At 70.5% G+C, this 23,625-nt stretch carries 15 protein-coding genes and 2 rRNA genes; 4 read left to right on the top strand and 13 right to left on the bottom strand.

What is annotated here, in order from left to right; genetic code table 11:
• Positions 1–69: 69 nt before the first annotated feature.
• From BX285_RS10040 to BX285_RS10025, 3 genes are all read right to left on the bottom strand, one after another.
• A 23S ribosomal RNA gene (locus BX285_RS10040) occupies positions 70–3,189 on the bottom strand.
• Positions 3,190–3,466: 277 nt separating this feature from the next.
• Positions 3,467–4,990: ribosomal RNA gene (locus BX285_RS10035) — 16S ribosomal RNA — on the bottom strand.
• Together the 16S and 23S rRNA genes form the textbook arrangement of a ribosomal RNA operon.
• A gap of 566 nt (positions 4,991–5,556) precedes the next feature.
• On the bottom strand, positions 5,557–6,561 hold the full coding sequence (locus BX285_RS10025; protein WP_121174941.1) for a stage II sporulation protein M: 1,005 nt from the start codon (positions 6,559–6,561) through the stop codon (positions 5,557–5,559).
• Between the two features lie 331 nt (positions 6,562–6,892).
• On the opposite strand from BX285_RS10025, the gene BX285_RS10020 reads away from it, so the two are divergent.
• A complete protein-coding gene (locus BX285_RS10020; RefSeq protein ID WP_183107041.1) occupies positions 6,893–7,810 on the top strand; it encodes an RDD family protein in 918 nt (305 codons plus the stop codon).
• 55 nt (positions 7,811–7,865) lie between these two features.
• Here BX285_RS10020 and BX285_RS38265 read toward each other — a convergent pair whose 3' ends face one another.
• Positions 7,866–8,501 (bottom strand): hypothetical protein, encoded by a 636-nt coding sequence (locus BX285_RS38265; protein ID WP_121174939.1) that lies wholly within the window; start codon positions 8,499–8,501, stop codon positions 7,866–7,868.
• 109 nt (positions 8,502–8,610) lie between these two features.
• On the opposite strand from BX285_RS38265, the gene BX285_RS10010 reads away from it, so the two are divergent.
• A complete protein-coding gene (locus BX285_RS10010) occupies positions 8,611–9,123 on the top strand; it encodes a SigE family RNA polymerase sigma factor (RefSeq protein WP_097240208.1) in 513 nt (170 codons plus the stop codon).
• Positions 9,120–10,160 (top strand): hypothetical protein, encoded by a 1,041-nt coding sequence (locus BX285_RS10005; RefSeq protein ID WP_097237664.1) that lies wholly within the window; start codon positions 9,120–9,122, stop codon positions 10,158–10,160. The genes BX285_RS10010 and BX285_RS10005 overlap by 4 nt, the downstream gene beginning before the upstream one ends.
• A gap of 111 nt (positions 10,161–10,271) precedes the next feature.
• Here BX285_RS10005 and ahcY read toward each other — a convergent pair whose 3' ends face one another.
• The 6 genes from ahcY to BX285_RS09975 all read right to left on the bottom strand — a co-directional run bounded on the left by ahcY (position 10,272) and on the right by BX285_RS09975 (position 16,635).
• The gene (gene ahcY, locus BX285_RS10000; RefSeq protein ID WP_097237663.1) at positions 10,272–11,720 is read right to left on the bottom strand and encodes an adenosylhomocysteinase; all 1,449 of its coding nucleotides are present in this window, start codon (positions 11,718–11,720) and stop codon (positions 10,272–10,274) included.
• 312 nt (positions 11,721–12,032) lie between these two features.
• Positions 12,033–13,007, bottom strand: coding sequence for a cation diffusion facilitator family transporter (locus tag BX285_RS09995; protein WP_121174938.1), 975 nt, complete (start codon positions 13,005–13,007; stop codon positions 12,033–12,035).
• Positions 13,008–13,094: 87 nt separating this feature from the next.
• A complete protein-coding gene (locus BX285_RS09990) occupies positions 13,095–14,339 on the bottom strand; it encodes an SIS domain-containing protein (protein WP_121174937.1) in 1,245 nt (414 codons plus the stop codon).
• A gap of 77 nt (positions 14,340–14,416) precedes the next feature.
• A complete protein-coding gene (locus BX285_RS09985; RefSeq protein ID WP_097237660.1) occupies positions 14,417–14,599 on the bottom strand; it encodes a Trm112 family protein in 183 nt (60 codons plus the stop codon).
• A gap of 111 nt (positions 14,600–14,710) precedes the next feature.
• A complete protein-coding gene (locus tag BX285_RS09980) occupies positions 14,711–16,096 on the bottom strand; it encodes a phosphomannomutase/phosphoglucomutase (RefSeq protein ID WP_097237659.1) in 1,386 nt (461 codons plus the stop codon).
• Positions 16,097–16,218: 122 nt separating this feature from the next.
• Complete coding sequence (locus BX285_RS09975; protein ID WP_097240207.1) at positions 16,219–16,635, bottom strand: DUF3499 domain-containing protein; 417 nt, start codon at positions 16,633–16,635, stop codon at positions 16,219–16,221.
• A 112-nt stretch (positions 16,636–16,747) separates the two neighbouring features.
• On the opposite strand from BX285_RS09975, the gene BX285_RS09970 reads away from it, so the two are divergent.
• On the top strand, positions 16,748–17,200 hold the full coding sequence (locus BX285_RS09970; RefSeq protein WP_097237658.1) for a metallopeptidase family protein: 453 nt from the start codon (positions 16,748–16,750) through the stop codon (positions 17,198–17,200).
• Between the two features lie 65 nt (positions 17,201–17,265).
• Here BX285_RS09970 and BX285_RS09965 read toward each other — a convergent pair whose 3' ends face one another.
• The 3 genes from BX285_RS09965 to BX285_RS09955 all read right to left on the bottom strand — a co-directional run bounded on the left by BX285_RS09965 (position 17,266) and on the right by BX285_RS09955 (position 23,438).
• Positions 17,266–19,008: a DUF5719 family protein gene (locus tag BX285_RS09965; RefSeq protein WP_220783905.1), complete on the bottom strand. Its 1,743-nt coding sequence runs from the start codon at positions 19,006–19,008 to the stop codon at positions 17,266–17,268.
• A 6-nt stretch (positions 19,009–19,014) separates the two neighbouring features.
• The gene (locus BX285_RS39170) at positions 19,015–22,902 is read right to left on the bottom strand and encodes a glycosyltransferase family 2 protein (RefSeq protein WP_121174936.1); all 3,888 of its coding nucleotides are present in this window, start codon (positions 22,900–22,902) and stop codon (positions 19,015–19,017) included.
• 263 nt (positions 22,903–23,165) lie between these two features.
• The gene (locus tag BX285_RS09955) at positions 23,166–23,438 is read right to left on the bottom strand and encodes a WhiB family transcriptional regulator (protein WP_030062195.1); all 273 of its coding nucleotides are present in this window, start codon (positions 23,436–23,438) and stop codon (positions 23,166–23,168) included.
• Between the last annotated feature and the right edge of the window lie 187 nt (positions 23,439–23,625).

Raw genomic sequence — 23,625 nt, 5'->3', positions numbered from 1 at the left:
CTATGAAACTGTCCGACCCGCCGGCAGGGCGGTCGTTGTTTCAGAACAACACAGTGGACGCGAGCAACTGAGGACAAGCCCTCGGCCTATTAGTACCGGTCAACTCCACCCCTCACAGGGCTTCCATATCCGGCCTATCAACCCAGTCGTCTACTGGGAGCCTTACCCTCTCAAGGAGGTGGGAGTGCTCATCTCGAAGCAGGCTTCCCGCTTAGATGCTTTCAGCGGTTATCCCTCCCGAACGTAGCCAACCAGCCATGCCCTTGGCAGGACAACTGGCACACCAGAGGTTCGTCCGTCCCGGTCCTCTCGTACTAGGGACAGCCCTTCTCAACACTCCTACGCGCACAGCGGATAGGGACCGAACTGTCTCACGACGTTCTAAACCCAGCTCGCGTACCGCTTTAATGGGCGAACAGCCCAACCCTTGGGACCTACTCCAGCCCCAGGATGCGACGAGCCGACATCGAGGTGCCAAACCATCCCGTCGATATGGACTCTTGGGGAAGATCAGCCTGTTATCCCCGGGGTACCTTTTATCCGTTGAGCGACGGCGCTTCCACAAGCCACCGCCGGATCACTAGTCCCTACTTTCGTACCTGCTCGACCCGTCAGTCTCACAGTCAAGCTCCCTTGTGCACTTACACTCAACACCTGATTGCCAACCAGGCTGAGGGAACCTTTGGGCGCCTCCGTTACCCTTTAGGAGGCAACCGCCCCAGTTAAACTACCCACCAGACACTGTCCCTGATCCGGATCACGGACCCAGGTTAGACATCCAGCACGACCAGAGTGGTATTTCAACGACGACTCCACAACAACTGGCGTTGCCGCTTCAAAGTCTCCCACCTATCCTACACAAGCCGAACCGAACACCAATATCAAGCTATAGTAAAGGTCCCGGGGTCTTTCCGTCCTGCTGCGCGAAACGAGCATCTTTACTCGTAATGCAATTTCACCGGGCCTATGGTTGAGACAGTCGAGAAGTCGTTACGCCATTCGTGCAGGTCGGAACTTACCCGACAAGGAATTTCGCTACCTTAGGATGGTTATAGTTACCACCGCCGTTTACTGGCGCTTAAGTTCTCAGCTTCGCCCCACCGAAATGGAGCTAACCGGTCCCCTTAACGTTCCAGCACCGGGCAGGCGTCAGTCCGTATACATCGCCTTACGGCTTCGCACGGACCTGTGTTTTTAGTAAACAGTCGCTTCTCGCTGGTCTCTGCGGCCACCCCCAGCTCAAGGCGCAAGGCCCGTCACCAGGAATGGCCCCCCTTCTCCCGAAGTTACGGGGGCATTTTGCCGAGTTCCTTAACCATAGTTCACCCGAACGCCTCGGTATTCTCTACCTGACCACCTGAGTCGGTTTGGGGTACGGGCCGCCATGAAACTCGCTAGAGGCTTTTCTCGACAGCATAGGATCATCCACTTCACCACAATCGGCTCGGCATCAGGTCTCAGACTATGTGAACGGCGGATTTGCCTACCGTTCGTCCTACACCCTTACCCCGGGACAACCACCGCCCGGGCTGGACTACCTTCCTGCGTCACCCCATCGCTCACCTACTACCCCGTTGGGTCACCGGCTCCACCACGTCCCATTGTCCGAAGACTCCGGGCCGGCTTCACGGGCTTAGCATCAAGAGGTTCAGCGTTGGCGCTTCAAAGCGGGTACGGGAATATCAACCCGTTGTCCATCGACTACGCCTGTCGGCCTCGCCTTAGGTCCCGACTTACCCTGGGCAGATCAGCTTGACCCAGGAACCCTTGGTCAATCGGCGCAAGAGTTTCCCACTCTTGTATCGCTACTCATGCCTGCATTCTCACTCGTATACCGTCCACGACTGGTTTCCACCGCCGCTTCACCCGGCACACGACGCTCCCCTACCCATCACAGCCTCCGTTGGGAGTATTGCTGCAATGACACGACTTCGGTGATGTGCTTGAGCCCCGCTACATTGTCGGCGCGGAATCACTTGACCAGTGAGCTATTACGCACTCTTTCAAGGGTGGCTGCTTCTAAGCCAACCTCCTGGTTGTCTCTGCGACTCCACATCCTTTCCCACTTAGCACACGCTTAGGGACCTTAGTCGGTGTTCTGGGCTGTTTCCCTCTCGACCATGGAGCTTATCCCCCACAGTCTCACTGCCACGCTCTCACTTACCGGCATTCGGAGTTTGGCTAAGGTCAGTAACCCGGTAAGGCCCATCGCCTATCCAGTGCTCTACCTCCGGCAAGAAACACGTGACGCTGCACCTAAATGCATTTCGGGGAGAACCAGCTATCACGGAGTTTGATTGGCCTTTCACCCCTAACCACAGGTCATCCCCCAGGTTTTCAACCCTGGTGGGTTCGGTCCTCCACACGGTCTTACCCGCGCTTCAACCTGCCCATGGCTAGATCACTCCGCTTCGGGTCTTGGGCATGCAACTGGGTCGCCCTATTCGGACTCGCTTTCGCTACGGCTACCCCACACGGGTTAACCTCGCTACACACCGCAAACTCGCAGGCTCATTCTTCAAAAGGCACGCAGTCACGGCCCACCAGCAAGCTGATGAACGACGCTCCCACGGCTTGTAGGCACACGGTTTCAGGTACTATTTCACTCCGCTCCCGCGGTACTTTTCACCATTCCCTCACGGTACTATCCGCTATCGGTCACCAGGGAATATTTAGGCTTAGCGGGTGGTCCCGCCAGATTCACACGGGATTTCTCGGGCCCCGTGCTACTTGGGAGATGAGCAAGCAAGCCGTACAGATTTCGTCTACGGGGGTCTTACCCTCTACGCCGGACCTTTCGCATGTCCTTCGACTACCCATACGGTTTCTGACTCGCCCAGCCGCCGGCAGACGACTGAAGCTCATTCCCACAACCCCGCAATGGCAACCCCTGCCGGGTCTCACACCAAAACGGTTTAGCCTCATCCAGTTTCGCTCGCCACTACTCCCGGAATCACGGTTGTTTTCTCTTCCTGCGGGTACTGAGATGTTTCACTTCCCCGCGTTCCCTCCACACTGCCTATGTGTTCAGCAGCGGGTGACAGCCCATGACGACTGCCGGGTTTCCCCATTCGGAAACCCCCGGATCAAAGCCTGGTTGACGGCTCCCCGGGGACTATCGTGGCCTCCCACGTCCTTCATCGGTTCCTGGTGCCAAGGCATCCACCGTGCGCCCTTAAAAACTTGGCCACAGATGCTCGCGTCCACTGTGCAGTTCTCAAACAACGACCAGTCACACACCCTCAACAACCCGAACCGGGCTGCCTCAAGTGAGGCCGGCAACCACTGAGACAACGGTTACCCGTTCCCTCAGGACCCAACAACGTGCCCGACACAGTCAATCCCGGAAGCGTTCCACGCCGAAGCAGTACTAGCAGTCCGATCTCTTCCTGTGCCGAATAGTCAACGTTCCACCCATGAGCGAGCACTCCGGGACATTCGCCCGAAGCTGCTATGTGCTCCTTAGAAAGGAGGTGATCCAGCCGCACCTTCCGGTACGGCTACCTTGTTACGACTTCGTCCCAATCGCTGGTCCCACCTTCGACGGCTCCTCCCCTTACGGGTTAGGCCACCGGCTTCGGGTGTTACCGACTTTCGTGACGTGACGGGCGGTGTGTACAAGGCCCGGGAACGTATTCACCGCAGCATGCTGATCTGCGATTACTAGCAACTCCAACTTCATGGGGTCGAGTTGCAGACCCCAATCCGAACTGAGGCCGGCTTTTTGGGATTCGCTCCGCCTCACGGCATCGCAGCCCTTTGTACCGACCATTGTAGCACGTGTGCAGCCCAAGACATAAGGGGCATGATGATTTGACGTCGTCCCCACCTTCCTCCGAGTTGACCCCGGCAGTCTCCTGTGAGTCCCCATCACCCCGAAAGGCATGCTGGCAACACAGAACAAGGGTTGCGCTCGTTGCGGGACTTAACCCAACATCTCACGACACGAGCTGACGACAACCATGCACCACCTGTATACCGACCACAAGGGGGCGACTATCTCTAGCCGTTTCCGATATATGTCAAGCCTTGGTAAGGTTCTTCGCGTTGCGTCGAATTAAGCCACATGCTCCGCTGCTTGTGCGGGCCCCCGTCAATTCCTTTGAGTTTTAGCCTTGCGGCCGTACTCCCCAGGCGGGGAACTTAATGCGTTAGCTGCGGCACCGACGACGTGGAATGTCGCCAACACCTAGTTCCCAACGTTTACGGCGTGGACTACCAGGGTATCTAATCCTGTTCGCTCCCCACGCTTTCGCTCCTCAGCGTCAGTAATGGCCCAGAGATCCGCCTTCGCCACCGGTGTTCCTCCTGATATCTGCGCATTTCACCGCTACACCAGGAATTCCGATCTCCCCTACCACACTCTAGCCTGCCCGTATCGAATGCAGACCCGGGGTTAAGCCCCGGGCTTTCACATCCGACGCGACAGGCCGCCTACGAGCTCTTTACGCCCAATAATTCCGGACAACGCTCGCACCCTACGTATTACCGCGGCTGCTGGCACGTAGTTAGCCGGTGCTTCTTCTGCAGGTACCGTCACTTGCGCTTCTTCCCTGCTGAAAGAGGTTTACAACCCGAAGGCCGTCATCCCTCACGCGGCGTCGCTGCATCAGGCTTGCGCCCATTGTGCAATATTCCCCACTGCTGCCTCCCGTAGGAGTCTGGGCCGTGTCTCAGTCCCAGTGTGGCCGGTCGCCCTCTCAGGCCGGCTACCCGTCGTCGCCTTGGTAGGCCATTACCCCACCAACAAGCTGATAGGCCGCGGGCTCATCCTGCACCGCCGGAGCTTTCCACCAACCCCCATGCGGAGGAAGGTCATATCCGGTATTAGACCCCGTTTCCAGGGCTTGTCCCAGAGTGCAGGGCAGATTGCCCACGTGTTACTCACCCGTTCGCCACTGATCCACCCCGAAGGGCTTCACCGTTCGACTTGCATGTGTTAAGCACGCCGCCAGCGTTCGTCCTGAGCCAGGATCAAACTCTCCGTGAATGTCTACCCGTAATCGGGCGGCACTCGCGTTGAGCGGCACGGCAACCACCGGAATAGGGTGATCCCGCGCACTGCGTCCTCGCTAGTGTTATTTCAAAAGGAATCTCCAACCCCAGGAAACCTGAGGCCGGGGATGTCAACATATCTGGCGTTGACTTTTGGCACGCTGTTGAGTTCTCAAGGAACGGACGCTTCCTTCGGACCGCCTTCCAGCGGACCCTCCGGGCTTCGTTCTTTCGTGTTCCCAGCTTATCAGATCTTCTCGGCCGTTCTTACCGGCTTCGTTTTTCCGAATTCCCGCTGGGGGGATTTCCTGCAAACTTCGCTCCGAAGCTTATCAAAGCTTTCGGTGTGCTCAGTTCGCGGGATTTGCTTCGTCGGAGGGCACGCATTTCGTGAAACGCGCTCGCCTCGATTTCGGCGGTGCCGTAGACACTAACGCCCGGGCCCGACCGTTGTCCAGTCAGTCCCAACCGTTCAAACCTACTAGCCCACCCCCACCAAGTCAATGGTTCGGCTGGGATGAGGGAAGACTAGCAGGTCAGAGGGCTGTTGATCTCATCGGCTCAGGCCGCGACGGGCTGCAGGTCCGCCTGGTCGGCCGCGTCCACATCGCCGAACTCGCCGCCCTCCGCGGCCTTTCGGCCCAACACCAGGGCGTAAAGAAGGAAGGCGACCTCCGCCAACACGCCGATGGCGATGCGGGCCCAGGTCGGCAGGCCGGACGGGGTCACGAAGGCTTCGAGGACGCCGGAGACCGCCAGCACCGTCGTCAGCCCGATGGACATGCCGATGATCGAGCGGCCCTGTTCCGCCAGGGCCACCGCGCGGGTGCGCGGCCCCGGGTCGATGACGGTCCAGCCGAGGCGCAGGCCGAAGCCGCCGGCCACGAAGACCGCGGTCAGCTCCAGCAGGCCGTGCGGGATGAGCAGGCCGAGGAAGGTGTCGAGGCGCCCGGCGGAGGCCATCAGCCCGACGCCGATGCCGAGGTTCACCACGTTGGTCCACATCACGTAGAGCACCGGGATGCCGAGCGCGATCCCGAACAGCAGGCACTGCACGGCGATCCACGCGTTGTTCGTCCAGACCTGCGCGGCGAAGGAGCTGGCCGGCCGGTCCGAGTAGTACGCCTCGTACTGTCCGCCGGGGCGGGTCAGCTCCCGCAGGCGGTCGGGGGCGACGAGGCTGTTGCGGACCTCCGGGTGGCTGACCATCCACCACGCGAGCAGCGCGGTGGCGAGCAGCGAGACGATCGCGACCGGCAGCCACCAGCGGCGCGCGCGGTACAGCGCGGCCGGGAAGCTCACCGTGTAGTAGCGGGCGACGTCCTGCCAGCCGTTGGTCCGGGCGCCGGTCACCGCGCTGCGCGAGCGCGACACCAGGCTGGTCAGCCGGCTCAGCAGGCCCGGGTCCGGAGCCGCGGCCTGGACCTTGGCGAGATGGCCGGTGGCGCGCTGGTAGAGGGTGACGAGTTCGTCCGCCTCTTCTCCGTTGAGCCGGCGCCTGCGGGCGAGGGCGTCCAGCCGGGCCCACTCCCCCTGGTGGGTGGCGACGAAGACGTCCAGGTCCATTCGGCGGCTCCATGATCAGCGGTGGTCGCGGACGTGCGTGCGCGGGTGGGCGGGCAGGTACGGACGGACAGACGTACAGACGGACGGACACGTGCGGACGGACACGTGCGGCCCAGCATGCCAGCAGCCGTCACCGCCCCGACCTCCGGGGATCTCACTTCCCGTGTGCCCACCGGGAGTCGTATGTTGGCGGCTGCGGATCAGACTGCGGAGAGCGGATCCTGGGGGCCGATCCGAACCGGATCCCTCCCCCCGGCGCTGCCGCTCTCGATGGTCCCGGATCTCCATGGGCGAGCCGTACGGGCTCCAAGAGCGTGAACGGACAGGTGTCTTGAGCGACCTGGTGACGGGTGAGGCGGTCGTCCTCGGCCTGCAGACGGCGAAGCTTCCGAGCCGGGCGCTGGCGATCGTGCTCGACCTGCTCGTGGAGTTCGCCGCCATGCTGGTGTTCACGCTGCTGCTGAGCGTCGCCCTGGTCGACGTCGACGGCGCGGCGCTGGCGGCCACCATGATCGGCCTGATGGTGTTCTTCCTGGTCGCCGTCCCGGTGATGGTGGAGACCCTCAGCCACGGACGCTCCCTCGGCAAGGCCGCGCTCGGCCTGCGCGTGGTGCGCGTCGACGGCGGCCCGGTGCGGTTCCGGCACTCGCTGGTGCGCGGGCTGGTCGGCTTCTTCGAACTGATCGCCCTGACCGGCTCCCCCGCCGTGATCACCTCGGCGGTGCACGCCGAGGGCAAGCGGCTCGGCGACATCTTCGCCGGGACGGTGGTCGTCCGCGAGCGCACCCCGGGTGGCTCCGGCGCCCCGTTGCCGCCGGTGCACCCGCACCTGCTGCAGGTGATGGGGCACGAGCTGGTCGCGATGGACCTGTCTGCCGTGCCGGAGCCACTCTGGCTCGCCGTCCGCCAACTGCTCGGCCGGATCGGCCAGTTGGACCCGTCGGTGATGAACCGGATGACTGCCCGGCTGGCCGAGGACCTGTCCGCACGGATCGGCCGTCCGGTCGCACCGGGGCTGCACCCGGCGGCATACCTGGGCGCGGTGCTGACCGAGCGCCAGCGGCGGGAGTGGGAGCGCGCCCAGCAGCAGCTGCGAGCGGCCGGGCCGATACCCGTGCAGATGCCGGTACCCGTACCACCCACCCCCGCCCCGGTGGCCCCCGCGGTCCCTGTCCCCACGGCTCCTGCCCGCGCAACGCCGTCCCTCGACAAGCCCGCCCCCGGCGCCGGCTTCGCCCCGCCCTCCTGAGCCCGCCCCCGCAGCACCCGCCCCGCAGCACCCGGCCCTCAGTCCCCGGTCCCCGCTACTCCTCGCCCCCTACCCGCCAGGCGTTCGGCGGCGACTCCAGCTCCTCCAGCTCTATCCCCTCCGCCGCCAGCACCACGTCCCCCGCCAGGTGCACGACCTGCTGCTCCCCCGTCTCCAGGTCCGCGACCTGGTACCGCTCGACCAGCAGCGGCCCCGAATCGGTCTGGTGCGTGTCGACGCCCTCCAGCAGCCACCCCTGGTCGAGGGTGCGCGGCGCGAGCACCGGCTCGGCGAACGCCACCAGCCGCACCCGCGCGCTCGCCCCCTCCCGCAGCCGCAGCAGCCGGGCGGTGGCGACCAGGAAGCCCGGCGAGCGGCCGGTGAAGGCGTGCGCCCGGTCGTGGCCCTCCGTCGTGTGCTCGCCGCCGGGGTCGGCCGCGTCGGTCCGGACCCAGGCCACCCCGTCCACCGCCCCGCCACGCACCTGCCAGCCCCCGGCCCGCAGTTCCATCCGCAGCGGCCGGGCGCGCGAGTCCAGGGTGAGGTCGACGCTGCCGAGCACCCGGCCGTCCGGCGCGTAGGTCTTGGAGACGTACCGCCACCCGGCCGCCCCGGGGGCGCAGCTGAAGCGCTCCTCCCCGAGCAGGACGTGGTCGTGGGTGTCGTGGAGCGAGTACCGGCCGTTGGGCATGCCCGAAGCCTACGTGCGCCCGCCCGTGCAACGTTCCCGGGTGGTCCGCGCATTAGGGGGGTGGACGGCGCCGGGACCGGTGCCGCCACCATGACGAGAGGGGGTGCAGATGGCGAAGCAGACGCGCGACGAGGGGTTCACGGACTACGTGGCCTCCAGGAGCGGCTGGCTGCGGAAGGTCGCCTATCTGCTGTGCGGGGACTGGCACCGGGCCGACGACCTGGTCCAGGAGACGATCACCAAGCTGTACGTGAACTGGGCGAGGGCCCGGCGGGTGGAGAACCTGGACGGCTACGCCCGCCGGGTGCTGGTCAACACCTTCCTGGGCGAGCAGCGCACCGCGTGGTGGCGCCGCACCGTACGGACCGACGGCGAACCGGAGACCGTCGCCGTGGCGCTCGACCTGGACACCTCCCTGGACCTGCGCCGGGCGCTGGCCGCCCTGCCGCCCCGCCAGCGGGCCACGGTGGTCCTGCGGTACTACTGCGACCTGTCGATCGATCAGGCCGCCGAGGCCATGGCTTGTTCGCCGGGCAACGTGAAGAGCCAGAGCTCCCGCGCGCTGGAGGCCCTGCGCAGGGCCCTCGTTCCCCTCCCCTCCGTCCCAGAGAGGACGTCATGACCATCGGACCGGACGAGCTGACCGACCGCCTGACGGCTCTGGCCGAGGAACCGGCCCCGCCGCCCACCTTCGACCCGGCCGCGTCCATCGCCCGCGGGCGGTCCCGGCTGCGCCGGCGCCGTGCAGCCCTGCTCGGCGCGGTGGCCGCGGTCACCGCCGCCGTGGTCACCACCACCCTGCTGCTGCCCTCCGGCGGCGGCGCACCGGCCACCACCCGCCTGGTACCGGCGGGCCGGGGCGAGGCCGGCACGCCGGCGCCGCCCGCCGCGCCCGCGGTGCCGGTCGGCAGCGCGACCGACCCCCTGGTCGTCCGGGCCACCTTCGGCTGGCTCCCCGAGTGGCTGGACCCCGTGACCGGCATCAGCCACACCGCGACCGGCACCGACGTCGTCACCTCCGCCGCCCAGCCCGGCCCCTCCGGCCGCCGGATCGAGCTGCTCGTCTTCCAGGACGCGGCCGAGCCCTCGCTCAGCCAGTCGGCGACGCAGAAGCAGGAGAAGCAGCCGGCCCCCCAGGTGAACGGCCGGACCGCGTACTGGGTCGTCGACCCGACGCATCCGACGTACGACGGGCGGCGCCTGCTGCGCTGGCAGACCTCCTCCGGCCGGTGGGCGCAGCTCCTGTCGAACCGCAGCAGCACCGAGGTCCCCGACGAGGTGCTGCTGCGGGTCGCGGCCGACGTCAAGGTGGGTGAGAAGCCGGTCCCGCTCCCGTTCTGGCTGTCCGGACTGCCCGAGGGCGTCCGCCCGACCGAGGCCGTGCTGAGCCGTCCCGGCAACGGGCAGCCCTGGTCCGCCGGCCTCGCGTTCTCCGGCGGCGGCATGACCGCAGGAATCATCGTGGCCCCGGCGGGCCCGCTGTCCTACGGGAAGTACGCGACGAAGTGCCGGGAGGAGCAGGGCCTTCAGGTCTGTGCGACGGCCGAGTCCGACAGCGTGCCGCTGGTCGAGCGGTTCGGGGGCCTGGAGGCCATGACCGGGCTGGTGCACCTCACGGGTGCCGCCGAGAGCACCTGGACCACGAACGTCCTGCGCTGACCCGAGGGCCCGACGGCCCGCTGACCCGGCTGACCCGGCTGACCCGGACACGCCGGTGGCCGGCACCCCCGCCCAGGGGTGCCGGCCACCGGCCGTACGGGCGTCACCGCATCAGTAGCGGTACTGCTCCGCCTTGTACGGGCCCTCGACCGGAACGCCGATGTAGTCGGCCTGCTCCTGGGTCAGGGTGGTCAGCTTCACGCCCAGCGCGTCGAGGTGCAGGCGGGCGACCTTCTCGTCCAGGTGCTTCGGCAGCACGTAGACGCCGATCGGGTACTGCTCGGTCTTCGTGAACAGCTCGATCTGGGCGATCGTCTGGTTGGCGAAGGAGTTGGACATCACGAAGGACGGGTGGCCGGTCGCGTTGCCCAGGTTCAGCAGGCGGCCCTCGGAGAGGACGATGATGGTGCGGCCGTCGGCCTTGCGCCACTCGTGGACCTGCGGCTTGACCTCGGTCTTCACGATGCCGGGCAGCTGCGCCAGGCCGGCCATGTCGATCTCGTTGTCGAAGTGGCCGATGTTGCCGACGATGGCCTGGTGCTTCATCCGGGCCATGTGCGAGGCCATGATGATGTCCTTGTTGCCCGTGGTCGTGATGAAGATGTCGGCGGTCTCGACGACGTCATCGAGGGTGGCGACCTGGTAGCCGTCCATCGCCGCCTGGAGCGCGCAGATCGGGTCGATCTCGGTGACGATGACGCGGGCGCCCTGGCCGCGCAGCGACTCGGCGCAGCCCTTGCCGACGTCGCCGTAGCCGCAGACGACCGCGACCTTGCCGCCGATCAGGACGTCGGTGGCGCGGTTGATGCCGTCGATGAGCGAGTGGCGGCAGCCGTACTTGTTGTCGAACTTCGACTTGGTGACCGAGTCGTTGACGTTGATGGCCGGGAACAGCAGCTGGCCGTCACGGTGCATCTCGTACAGGCGGTGGACACCGGTGGTGGTCTCCTCGGTCACGCCCTTGATGGTGGCGGCGACCTCGGTCCACTTGTTCGGGGTGTCCTTGAGGGTGCGGTTGAGCAGCTCCAGGATGATCCGGAACTCGTCGTTGTCCGCGGTGGACGGGTCCGGCGCGGCGCCGGCCTTCTCGAACTCGACGCCCTTGTGGATCAGCAGGGTGGCGTCGCCGCCGTCGTCCAGGATCATGTTCGGGGTCTTGCCGTCAGGCCAGGTCAGGGCCTGCTCGGTGCACCACCAGTACTCCTCCAGCGTCTCGCCCTTCCAGGCGAAGACCGGCACGCCCTGCGGGTTCTCCGGGGTGCCCTCCGGGCCGACGGCGATGGCGGCGGCCGCGTGGTCCTGGGTGGAGAAGATGTTGCAGGAGCACCAGCGGACCTCGGCGCCGAGGGCGGTGAGGGTCTCGATCAGCACGGCGGTCTGGACCGTCATGTGCAGCGAGCCGGTGATGCGGGCGCCGGCCAGCGGCTGCGAGGCGGCGTACTCGGCGCGGATGGACATCAGACCGGGCATCTCGTGCTCGGCCAGCTGGATCTCCTTGCGGCCGAACGGCGCCAGGGAAAGGTCGGCGACCTTGAAGTCACCGGTGATGTCGGTCGACATGCGTCTGCTCCTCGCTGATGGGGGTGGGGCCGAAGGTCCGGGTGTTGTGTCGCGCTCGACGGACCGTACGGGTGTACGGCCGCGCCCGGGCGGCCGGATCCCCGCGGTGGCGGACCGGCTCCCTGCGCAGCACAAACCGTCGGAGGACCTCTCTCCCTCGACCGGCGCACACCCTACGGGTGCGGGCCGCCGATCGACCGCCATCAGCAGCGACGTTCTGGCTCTGGGGACGAATCTACACCGATGGCCCCATCGGCCGTCTGCCGATGACCGATTTCGACCGCCGCCGGGGAGCGGGCCCGCTCCGCGGAGTCACGCGCCCGCGGGCCCCGGGCCGCCCGGCGTGGCGGCCGGGTCCTCGCCCGCCGCGGCCTTCTCGGCGCTGTAGACGTCGGGCTCCAGGTAGATCGCCCGGGCGATCGGGACGGCCGACCGGACCCGCTCCTCGGCCGCGTCGATGGCCGCAGCCACCCGCGCCGCGCTGTCCTCCGCGTTGACCGCGATCTTGGCGGCGACCAGCAGCTCCTCCGGGCCCAGGTGCATGGTCCGCATGTGGATCACCCCGGTGACCGAGCGGCCGTCCACCAGCGCCTCGCGGATCCGCCGCACCGAGTCCTTGTCGGCGGACTCGCCGAGCAGCAGCGACTTGGTCTCCAGGGCGAGCACCACGGCGATCACCACCAGCAGGACGCCGATGCACAGGGTGCCGATGCCGTCCCAGACGCCGTCCCCGGTGATCACCGTGAGCGAGACGCCGAACAGCGCGAGCACCAGGCCGATCAGCGCGCCGGTGTCCTCCAGCAGCACCACCGGCAGCTCCGGAGCCTTGGCGGTGCGGATGAACTGCGGCCAGCTCTGCCCGCCCTTGATCTTCGCCGACTCGCGCACCGCGGTGAGGAAGGACCAGCCCTCCGTCGCGATGGCGAAGACCAGCACGCCGACCGCCCAGCCCCAGGAGTCCAGCGCCTCCGGGTGGTTGACCTTGTGCCAGCCCTCGTAGACCGCGAACAGGCCACCGACGCTGAACAGCACGATGGCCACCAGGAAGCCGTACACGTAGCGCTCGCGGCCGTACCCGAACGGGTGCTCCTCGTCCGCCGCCCGGCGCGCCCGCTTGCCGCCGACCAGCAGCAGCACCTGGTTGCCGGAGTCGGCCACCGAGTGCACGCCCTCGGCCAGCATCGAGGAGGAGCCGGTGAAGCCGAAGGCGGTGAACTTGGCCGCCGCGATCGCCAGATTCGCGGACAGCGCCGCCACCAGTGCCTTGGTGCCGCCTTCGGTACTCATGCGAAGAAGTCCTCACGGTTCGGTCAAGCGTCGTCGAGCGTCGAGCGCTTACCGTACCGGCCGGAGCTTGCCCGGCGGCCGACCGTCTCAGGCCTGTGCCGCGGCGAGCCCCAGGTAGACGGCGGCGAAGTCGGCCAGCGCGACCAGGTCGACCAGCGCGTGCAGCGCCTCCGGCCGGGTGCTCGCGTACTCGGTCAGCCGGACGTCGTGCCCGGCGGCCAGCCGGTGCGCCCTGCTCACGCCGAAGCTGCGCGGGCCGGCGTCCTCCTCCGGCACCTCGGCCGGGCCGTCCTGCTCCTCCGGCGATCCGGCCGTCCCCGGCGCGTGCCGCAGCAGCAGCACCTGGAGGTGCAGCGGGTCCGGCTCCTCGACCCGGTCGCGGAAGAAGTCGTCCGGGTCCGCGCCCGCGCCCAACTGCCCGGTGAACATGCCCCGGTGGGCGGTGAGCACCTGCGGCAGCTCCCCGGCCAGCGCCGGCCGCCCGGCCCGGTCGGCCAGCTGGGCGGCGAAGCGGGCGGCGGCCGCCCCGGCGATCGGGCCCTCGGCCCACAGCAGCGGGACGGTCCCGGCCAGCCGCGCGGCCAGGCCCTTCGCCGGGTTGGTGTACGCGGCCGCGTCCGGGCGGCAGCGCACCGCGGTGGCGTCCAGCAGGTCGGCGACGCCCGGCAGCGCGTCGTACGGCAGCTGGGTGAGGCCGATCTTCTGGGCCAGCGCCAGCAGCGGGGTGAGGTGGGACCAGAGCGCGGCCGGGTCCTCGGGCGGCAGGTCCGGCTCGGCGGCCGCGACGGGCGGGCCGCCCTCGGGCAGCATCGAGGTCACGTACGGCAGCGGCAGCGCGCGCACCTGCAGCGCGGCCTCGGCCAGCGCGGTGCCCGTGGGGGCGGTGACGACGATGGCGCAGCCGCGCGCGTAGGCCTGCTCGGCGAGGCCGACCAGGCCCTGCTCGCCGCCGTCGGCGGAGCTGATCACCAGCAGGTCGAGCGGGCCGGCCCAGCCCGGCAGCTGCCAGCCGAGCCCGGCGGTGAACGCGGGCGGGGCACCGGCCCGGTCGGCGCGCGGGGCGGCCGCCTCGGACGGCGGCAGCGGGACGACCAGGCTGGCGGTGCCGGCCAGCGCGGCCAGCATCCCGGCGGCGGTCAGCGCACTGCCGTGCCCGGCGACCAGCACGGCGCGCGGACGTCCGTCCGGGCTCAGCCGGTCGAGGCCGGCCGCGTCGGCCTGCCGCAGCGCGGTGCGGACCCGGGCGCCGGCCCCGGCCAGGGCGAGCAGCGCGCGGTCCTGGTCGGCGCGCTGGAGGGCGGCCGGATCGTCGAGCAGGGTGTCGTCGAGCATGCGGCGGGCCTCCGGCTGCGGTCCTGGACGGCTGGCGGGGTGGGGCTTCGCCCCGGGGCGTCAGACACGCCCAAGCATCAGGCCGGGCGGCGGGCCTCGTCCACCAGGAGCACCGGAATGCCGTCGCGGACCGGGTACGCGAGGCCGCAGTCCGCGCCGGTGCAGACCAGCTCGGGCTGCTCCTCGGTGCCGCCCTCGGCGAGCGCGGCCCGGCACTGCGGGCAGACCAGGATCTCCAGCAGGAAGGATTCGAGCTTCATGGGGGCTCTCCAAAGATCGGTGGTGGCACGGAGGTGCCCCGGCCGATAGGCAACCCTACCGGCCGGGGCATCACGCGCTGAGCTCAGGCGCGTCGCCCGGGCGGGCCGTGGTCAGCCGCGGACGATGGCCAGCACGCCGTCGCGCAGCTCGGCCATCTTCGCCGGGTCCTTGGCCTCGACGTTCAGGCGCAGCAGCGGCTCGGTGTTGGAGGCGCGCAGGTTGAACCACCAGTCCGGGCCGGCCACGGTCAGGCCGTCCAGCTCGTCCACGCTGGTGCCCTCCAGCCCGGCGTAGGCGGCGCGGACGGCGGCGGTGCTGGCGGCCTGGTCGGCGACGGTGCTGTTGATCTCGCCGGAGGCGGCGTAGCGGTCGTACTCGGCGGTCAGCGCGGAGAGCGTGCCGGGCTGCCCGCCGAGCGCGGCCAGCACGTGCAGCGCGGCCAGCATGCCGGTGTCGGCGCGCCAGAAGTCGCGGAAGTAGTAGTGGGCGGAGTGCTCGCCGCCGAAGACGGCGTCGGTGACGGCCATCTCCTGCTTGATGAAGGAGTGGCCGACCCTGGTGCGCACCGGCTTCCCGCCGAGCTCGCGGACCACCTCGGGGACGGTCCAGGAGGTGATCAGGTTGTGGATGATCGTCGGCTCGGCCTCGCCGGCGGCCTTGGCGCGGGCGATCTCGCGGGCGGCGACCAGGGCGGTGATCGCGGACGGGGAGACCGGCTCGCCGCGCTCGTCCACGACGAAGCAGCGGTCGGCGTCGCCGTCGAAGGCCAGGCCCACGTCGGCGCCGACCTCGCGGACCTTGGCCTGCAGGTCGACCAGGTTCTTCGGGTCGAGCGGGTTGGCCTCGTGGTTGGGGAAGGTGCCGTCCAGCTCGAAGTACATCGGGACGAGCTCGATCGGCAGGCCGTCGAAGACGGTCGGCACGGTGTGGCCGCCCATGCCGTTGCCGGCGTCCACCGCGACCTTGAGCGGGCGGATCGCGGTGAGGTCGACCAGGCCCAGCAGGTGGTCGGCGTAGCCGCGCAGGGTGTCCTGCTCGGAGAGCACGCCGGGCTTCACGTCCCGGGCCGGGACCGTGACGGTGTCGTCCTCGGCCGTCCAGGACTCGACCAGCTCGCGGATCTCGGACAGGCCGGTGTCCTGGCCGACCGGGGCGGCGCCGGCCCGGCACAGCTTGATGCCGTTGTACTGGGCCGGGTTGTGGCTGGCGGTGAACATCGCGCCGGGCAGGTCGAGCTTGCCGCTGGCGTAGTAGAGCTGGTCGGTCGAGCAGAGCCCGATCTGCACCACGTCGGCGCCGTAGGCGGCGGCGCCCTCGGCGAAGGCCAGGCTCAGCGCCGGGGAGGAGGGGCGCATGTCGTGGCCGACCACGATCGCGGTCGCGCCGGTGACCTGCACGAACGCGGCACCGAAAGCCCGGGACAGGCTTTCGTCCCACTGGTCCGGGACGACGCCTCGGACGTCGTACGCCTTCACGAGCTGCTTGAGGTCGCGCACTGCGGCTCCACCTGGTCTCTGTACTGAACACGTCGGTGCCACCGCCCGTCCGGTCGACGGGTGCGGTGGCGGTAGACGGGCAGCGTACCTGTGCCGGACGAACGCGCGGTGCGCGTACGGCGTCAGTTCTCCGGTGAGCGAAGGACCCGGAGGTGGCCCCGGCGGCTGCCCTCGGTGGACTCGCCCTCGGGCGACCGGGCCTGACGGGGGGTCTGCGGGCGGGCGGCCTCGCGGACGGCGTTGGCGAGCGCTTCCAGGTCGTCGCTGCTGCGGCGCAGCGGCCCGGCCTCGGCGGCGAGCCGGACGACCTCCCAGCCGCGCGGGGCGGTGAGGCGCTCGGCGTGCTCGGCGCACAGGTCGTAGCAGTGCGGCTCGGCGTAGGTGGCGAGCGGGCCCAGAACGGCGGTGGAGTCCGCGTAGACGTACGTCAGCGTTGCGACGGCCGGCCGGCCGCACGCGGTCCGCGAACAACGACGTACAGAGCTCACGAGGGTGGACGGTACAGCACTCCCCGCCGGGGAGCGAAGACCGCCTGCCAGGAGGGTGTGCCGTGTCGCCTCCGAGCGCCGGGGGCGCGTCCCGACCGCCCCGGGCGATTCCCCGCCGGAGTGGTCCACTTCCGACCGTCCAAGGACTACTCTCGGCAGTGATATGGACAGCTCCGCACCGCAGTCATCGACAGGCCCAGCGCGCCGCCCCCGGCACCGGGACCGGCACGGCAGGGGGCTGCGCGGCCCCCTGGCGCCGCCGCAGGTGCCGATCTCGCTCACCCGCTCCGAACTGTTCGACGACTACGTGCGCGAGTCGGTGGAGCGGCTGGAGCGGCGTTGGCCGCAGCTGATCGAGGTCGAGTTCGCCGTCCAGGAGGTGCCGCTGCACGAGCCGGACGGCGCGGACACCGAGGACGGCGTTCCGCTGGGGCGGGTGTCGCCGGGCAAGCAGGGGCACAAGAGCCAGATCGTGGTGTACCGGCGGCCGGTGGAGATCCGGGCGAAGACCCGGGAGGACCGGGCGGCGCTGGTGCACGAGATCCTGATCGAGCAGGTCGCCGAGCTGCTGGGGCTCTCCCCGGACGCCATCGACCCGCGCTACGACGAGGACTGACACCGCAGGACGAGCGGTCGGGCGGTCGGGGGCGGCACCCGGGAGGTGCCGCCCCCGACGGCTGCTCAGCGCAGGACGACGCCAGGGTCCTGGGCGGCCTGCGGGACCTTGACGGTGCTGCGGTCGTCGCGCAGCGCCTGGATGGTGAACATCGGCACGTCCTTGGCGGGGATGGAGAGCATCCGGGCGGCGACCACCGGGCCGCCGGAGACGGTCTCCACGGTGAGCGCGAAGACGCCGTTCAGCCCGGCGGGCTCGGGCGCCGGGAGGGCGACCGTGCCGCCGGCCGGGAGCTGGACCTCCTTGGTGGCCGGGGTGCCGCCGCCGCTGCCGGCCGAGGCGGTGACCCGGACGGTGGCGGCGTCGCCGGTGGAGGTCAGGTAGAGCGTGGAGGCGCCGGCCCGGTTGTCGGCGACGGTGGCCCGCGCGCCGACCGGGACGGTGCCGGTGAGCCAGGCCGCGTCGCTCTTGCCGTTGCCCGCCGCGCGGTCGACCCGCAGCCCGGCCACGATCGGCGTGGGGTGCTTGTCGTCGCTGGGCGACAACCGCAGCCCGGCGACCTCGTCCCGGGTGACCTTGCCGAGGTCGACGGCGGCCACCATGCCCGCCTTGACGTGGATCGACTCGTTGCCGGCCGGGGTGAACCAGCCGTTCTTGCCGGAGAGCTGGATCTTCAGGTCGGCGTCGTCCTCCGGCGGCGCCCAGACCACCAGGCGGGCGGTGGTGGTGTCGGCCGGCAGGCCGGGCAGCACCTGGGTGGCGGCCGGGGCGGCGGAGGCCGGGATCCAGTCCGCGCCCTTGTTGCCGTCGGCGGCGTGCAGCGCGGCGCCGACCCGGCCGGCGCGGACCACCACGTGGACGGCGAGGTCGGTGACGGCGCCCTTGGTGAGGGTCGACAGCAGGACGGACTGCGAGCTGCCGGGGGCGACGGTGAGGCCGTTGGCGGCGTCGTTGTCGATCAGGCCCTTGTCGCCGTACAGCTTGATGTCGACCACGGCGGCGGAGGACTCGGTGTTGACCAGGCTCAGGTAGTCGACCCGGTCGCCGGCGGTGCTGGCCCCGGCGAACCAGAACCCGGTGCCGGCCGGGGTGCAGGTGAGGCCGGACAGGCCGAGGCCCCGCTGCTCGGTGACCACGGTGGTCTGGGTGACGGTGAAGCCGGGGGCGAGGGTGCCGGTGGCGAGGGCCCCGGTGCCGGGTGCGGCGTCCCCGTTGGCGGCCGGGCCGGTGGCCGGGGTGCCGGGCTTGGCGAGGGCCAGCCGGGCGTCCGCGGGCGCGGCGTTCTTGTCCGGGACGGGGGCGGCCGGGCCGGTCGGGGCCGGGGTCGCGGCCGGGGTGGCCGGGGCCGAGGGCGCGCCGGAGGGCGGCGCGGCGGGCGTGGCGGGCGCGGCCTCGTCGGAGAGCCAGCCGGCCCCGCCGGTGGCGGAGCCCGTCCCCGGCGGGGTGTAGGCGCTGAGCGTGGTCGAGCCGGTCAGGCCCTGCAGCGGCTGCGGGCAGACCGCCGCCGTCCGCTCGACCTGCGCGGTGGTCGGCGCCGCCGCCGCGGCCGCCGTGGCCGGGGCGGCCGGAGGGCGCACCTCGGCGATGCCGAACACCGCGGCGAGCACCACCGCGGCGGCGAGCAGGGACGGGGTGGTCTTCGCCCCGCCGCCCTTCCCGGCGAACCGGCCGGGCCCGGCGGCCGGAGCCGGTGCGGACGCGGGCGCGGGCGCGGGCGCGGACGCCGACGACGCAGCCTCGACGGAGGGCTCGACCGGCTCGGCGGCCCCGTCGGCGCCGGACTTCTTCCTGAATGCGGGCTTCTTCATCGCGGGTCAGCTCCCCGATCCGTGCTGGTGCGGGTACCGGCGGCTGCCGTCCGGGTCGTTCGGGTCGTAGTAGGGGTCGGTCTGCTGCTGCCCGGGCATCCAGGGCTGCTGGTGCTCCGGCTGCCCGTACGGGTCGTAGCCGTACTGCTGCTGCTCCGGCTGGTACGGCTGTTCGAAGCCCTGCTGCTCGTAGCCCTGCTGGGGGTGGCCCTGCTGGGGGTAGGCCTCCTGCTGGTGGCCGTCGTACCCGGCAGCGTCGTAGCCCTGGCCGCCGTACGGCGCGGCCACCGGCTGCTGGGCCGCGTACTGGTCGTAGCTGTACGGGTCGGCCTGCTGGTACGTCTGGTACGGGTCGGTGTACGGCTCGGCCTCCTGGACGGCGGCGGCCGCCTGGACCGCCTCGGTCACCGGCTCGCCGGTCGGCTGCGCCGGGACCGCGCCCGGCCGGCCCTCGTACACCCCGGGCTCACCGGCCCCGGGCTCGCCGCCCTCCCCGCCTTCGCCGCGCTCGGCCATCCGGCGGGCCCGGCGGCTGCCGGGGGCGGGGGCCTGCGCCTGGGCGGCGGCGGCCAGCGCGGCGGCGGCCACCACCTCCTCGGGCAGGTCGTCGTCCTTGTGGCTGCGGCGCCCGGGCAGGGCCAGCACCAGGACGGTCAGGCCGAGCAGCACCTGGGCCCAGATCCAGCCGGTGTGGGCAAGGCTGCCCTCGCGGGTGACGCTCAGCTTGCCGCCGCCGGCCGGGAGCTTGAAGCCCTGCGCCCAGCCGTCCACCGTGACGGGCTCCAGGGCGGTGCCGTCCAGGGTGGCCTTCCACTCGGGGGCGGCGGACTCGGCGAGCCGCAGCACCCGGCCGTCCGCCCCGGCCGGGACGGTGGTCGAGAGGTCGCGGACGCCGGAGGGCACGACCACCGGGTTGGCGCCCGGGGCGGTGATCACGGCGCGGACCGCGGGGGCGCCGTTGACCTGCCAGAGCGCGGTGCCGTTGTCCTGGTTGGCCTTGACCAGGCCGGGGGTGGTGTCCAGGACGTCCTTGAAGGTGTCGATCACCGGCTGGCGGACCAGCACGTAGGCGATGCCGTAGCCGGCCAGGGCGTTCGCCTGGTCGGCGCCGGAGCCGGCCAGCAGGCTGCCGACCATCCTGTCCAGGCCGGCCTGGGTGCCGGTCGCCGGGTCGACGGTGGACTCGGCCTGGCCGAGCGTCAGGCCGGCGCCGCGCAGCACGGTGTAGCGGACGGCGCCGCCGGCCTTCTCGCCGGTGACGACGAGGGTGCGGGCCCGGTCGGTGGTGCCGGCCTCCTCGGCGATGAAGGCGGGGACCTGGCCGGACGCAGCGCGGTCGAGCGGCTTGCCGGCGCCGGTCAGCGCCCACCACAGGCCGGTGCCCAGCGGGGCCAGCACGGCCGCGGCCACCACCAGGGCGGCCACCGGCTGGCGCCAGCCGAAGGCGATCCCGGCCACGCGGGCGTTGGCGCCGTCGGCGCCGATCGCGGCGGCGGCCAGCAGGGCGATCCCGGCGATCAGGGTGGCCGGGCCGGCCCAGGCGGGCACTGCCGGGCCGCCGGAGGCAGGGGTGACGGAGGTGCCCGCGACGGCGGCCGCGAAGACCAGGCCGGCGCCGGCCGCGCCCCACGCGGCGAGCACCGCCCGGCGGCGGTCGGCGCGCAGCAGCGCGGCGAGCGCCGCGAGGACGACGCCCGCCGACAGCCAGGTCGGCGGCACGCCGGCGCCGCCGGGGTTGACCAGCAGCAGGCCGGCCGCGCTCGCGCCGGTGCCGTGCAGGCCGGGCAGCCCGGCCTCCAGCAGCAGCGACTGCGGGTGCGCGAGGACCTTGAGCGACCACGGGGCGAGGAGGCCGACCGGGACGCCGAGGATCAGCAGGACGCGCAGGCCGAGCAGCCGCAGGGCCGTACCGCCGGAACCGAAGGCGCCGCCGCGCACCACCGCGACCACCAGCGTCGCCAGGCAGAGCGGCACCGCGAGCGCCCAGGTCAGCGGGACGAAGGCGGTGGCCAGGGTGAGCAGCAGGACGGCCATCCAGACCGGGCGCCAGCCCGGGCGGGCGCCCTTGGCGGCGCTCTCGTCCCGGATGCCGAGGCCGGCCGCGATCGCGGCGGCGCGGGCCAGCGGCGGCAGCAGCACGGCGAGGACGGCGGTGCCGATCCGGCCCTGGGCGAGCGCGCCGGTCGCGGCGGGCAGCAGCGCGTAGGTGGCGCTGGCCCAGGCGCGGACCAGCTTGGAGTCCAGCAGCGGCCGGGACACCAGGTAGGCGCTGACCGCGGACAGCGGGACGGTGAGCACCACGAGCAGGGTGAGTGCGAGGTCGGCGTGGCCGAACAGCAGCCAGGAGAGCACCGCGAGCGCCCCGAGGTACGGCGGTGCGGCGGCGGTGGAGCCGGTGCCGACGGGGTGCCAGGCGTCCGCGTACATCGACCAGAGGCCGCCGGCGCCGTCGGAGGCGGGCAGCAGGGCGCCGCCGAAGAGCTCGCCGCTGCCGAGCAGGCCGCGGCAGGCGACCAGGGCGAACACCAGCAGGGCGGCGAAGAGCACCGGCGCCGGGCGCCGGGCGAGCTTCTTGATCAGCGCGAACTGCTCGACGACCAGGTCCTCGGAGTCCTCGTCGCCGCCGGCCTCGACCGAGCCGTGCCGGCCGCCGGAGTCGTCGCCGCCCCCTATCCCGAGCGAGCCGATGACGCCCTCGACGGCCAGCCGGGTGGTGGCGCCGGGCGCCGGGAAGAGGGTGCGGTCGTCCAGGGCGTCCGCCGACCTGGTCTGGGCGCGTCGTTTGCGCGCGGCCAGCAGCCGGGGGAACCGGACGAGTTCGTGGCCGAGGCCGGCGAGCTCGTCGAAGGCCTGGCGCGGGTCCTTGCCGAGCAGGTTGGTGACGGCCCGCAGCAGGGTGCCGAGCACCAGCCGCAGCAGGACGTAGGGGAAGAGCGCGCCCCGGCAGTTGGCGAGCAGGGTGTAGACGGCGCCGGCCTTGTCCACCCGGTGCGGGTGGGAGGCGCCGCAGTCGATGGCGCGGCGCTCGCGGCCGGCCGCCTCGGCGTGCCGCAGCACGGCCTCGGGGGCGACCACGACGCGGTGGCCGGCGGCGTTGACCCGCCAGCAGAAGTCGGTGTCGTCCCGCATCAGCGGGAGGGCCTTGTCGAAGCCGCCGAGCTGCTCGAAGACGTCGCGGCGCACCAGCATGCCGGCGCTGGAGACGGCGAGCACCGGGCGGACCTGGTCGTGCTGGCCCTGGTCCTGCTCGCGGCGGTCAAGGCCGGTCCAGCGCCGCCCGGAGCGGGCGATGGTGACGCCGACCTCCAGCAGCTGGCGGCGGTCGTACCAGCTGCGCAGCTTGGGGCCGACCACGGCGGCGCTGGGGGTGGAGTCGGCGACCTGGAGCAGTCGGCGCAGCGCGTCGGTCTGCGGTTCGCAGTCGTCGTGCAGCAGCCAGAGCCACTCGACCGGCTGGGTCTCGCGCGGGCCGCCGCGGCCGAGGTCGTCCTCCTGGGCGAGCGGGTCGCCGAAATCGTCCCAGCCGCCGGTGACCGGGTCGTAGCCGGAGGGGTCGAGCCGGTACGGCAGGTCCTCGGGGCGCAGCGGGGGGCTGTTGAAGACGGCCTCGGCGACGGCCGTGCCGAAGCCGGCCCGGCGGCCGAGGACGAGCGGGCCGCTCTCGGGCAGCCACTCGGCGAGGGTGTCCGCGAGCAGCTGCGGGGAGTTGTCGGTGGATCCGGTGTCGACCGCGAGGACGCGCTGGACCTGACGGTCCTGGCCGAGCAGGCCGGCCAGCGCCTGTGGGAGCCAGCGGGCGCCGTCGTGCGAGACGATCACCGCGGTGACCAGGTGGCGCGGATAGGCGGGCGGCCTGGAAGCGGTGAAGCCGCTCTGGTGGCTGTAGACGGTCATCGAGTGCGCGGGCCCCAGTTCTCGGTGGACACAGCCGGTGAACGGCAACCGGATGGCGCACCACACTAACGGCTCCGGGTGGCCGGTTCGTCCGGGGTGCCGGTGCGGAGACGGTGAAGGAGGGGCCGGGCGGCCGGCGATGCCCAGGCCGTCGGCCGGGAGAGGGGCCGGGAACACGAAAGCGCCCCACCACCGCGGTGAGGCGCCCGTACAGCTGTGCGATTGTCCGTCGTTGGCGACGGGTCAGCGGGGCGGCGCCCCAGTCAGACCGCGCTCTTCTTGAGCCGACGGCGCTCGCGCTCGGAGAGACCGCCCCAGATGCCGAAGCGCTCGTCGTTGGCGAGCGCGTACTCCAGGCATTCCGAACGGACCTCGCAGGCGAGGCAGACCTTCTTGGCCTCGCGGGTCGAGCCGCCCTTCTCGGGGAAGAAGGACTCGGGGTCGGTCTGGGCGCACAACGCGCGCTCCTGCCAACCGAGTTCCTCCTCATCCTCCGCGATGCCGTCCCCGATCAACAGCTCAAAGAGCTCGCTCATGTGGCGCGCCTCCTCTGCCCCTACTTGGCGTCCCCGTGGTTGCCGTTGCCTCGTGCGGCTGACGACACGAGTGAAATTACAGTTGCGTCACTCTGGCCCAGTCAAGCCGAGCTCTGGTATTGAGGCCAGGATTCACTCCCCGGCACCAAGCCGTTACGAATAGTGTACATATTCGGACACATCGGAC

This window comes from Streptomyces sp. 1114.5, assembly GCF_003635085.1.
Classification (GTDB): Bacteria; Actinomycetota; Actinomycetes; order Streptomycetales; family Streptomycetaceae; genus Kitasatospora.
The sequence above is the reverse complement of the archived record's forward strand: the minus strand, read 5'-3'. Positions and strand labels throughout refer to the sequence as shown.

What these genes read in the sequence shown, in the direction of transcription:
- BX285_RS10025 (WP_121174941.1), bottom strand. Translation starts at nt 6,561, where the DNA reads ATGGACCTGGACGTCTTCGTCGCCACCCACCAGGGGGAGTGGGCCCGG.
- BX285_RS38265 (WP_121174939.1), bottom strand. Translation starts at nt 8,501, where the DNA reads ATGCCCAACGGCCGGTACTCGCTCCACGACACCCACGACCACGTCCTG.
- BX285_RS10010 (WP_097240208.1), top strand. Translation starts at nt 8,611, where the DNA reads ATGGCGAAGCAGACGCGCGACGAGGGGTTCACGGACTACGTGGCCTCC.
- BX285_RS10005 (WP_097237664.1), top strand. Translation starts at nt 9,120, where the DNA reads ATGACCATCGGACCGGACGAGCTGACCGACCGCCTGACGGCTCTGGCC.
- ahcY (WP_097237663.1), bottom strand. Translation starts at nt 11,720, where the DNA reads ATGTCGACCGACATCACCGGTGACTTCAAGGTCGCCGACCTTTCCCTG.
- BX285_RS09995 (WP_121174938.1), bottom strand. Translation starts at nt 13,007, where the DNA reads ATGAGTACCGAAGGCGGCACCAAGGCACTGGTGGCGGCGCTGTCCGCG.
- BX285_RS09990 (WP_121174937.1), bottom strand. Translation starts at nt 14,339, where the DNA reads ATGCTCGACGACACCCTGCTCGACGATCCGGCCGCCCTCCAGCGCGCC.
- BX285_RS09985 (WP_097237660.1), bottom strand. Translation starts at nt 14,599, where the DNA reads ATGAAGCTCGAATCCTTCCTGCTGGAGATCCTGGTCTGCCCGCAGTGC.
- BX285_RS09970 (WP_097237658.1), top strand. Translation starts at nt 16,748, where the DNA reads ATGGACAGCTCCGCACCGCAGTCATCGACAGGCCCAGCGCGCCGCCCC.
- BX285_RS09965 (WP_220783905.1), bottom strand. Translation starts at nt 19,008, where the DNA reads ATGAAGAAGCCCGCATTCAGGAAGAAGTCCGGCGCCGACGGGGCCGCC.
- BX285_RS39170 (WP_121174936.1), bottom strand. Translation starts at nt 22,902, where the DNA reads ATGACCGTCTACAGCCACCAGAGCGGCTTCACCGCTTCCAGGCCGCCC.
- BX285_RS09955 (WP_030062195.1), bottom strand. Translation starts at nt 23,438, where the DNA reads ATGAGCGAGCTCTTTGAGCTGTTGATCGGGGACGGCATCGCGGAGGAT.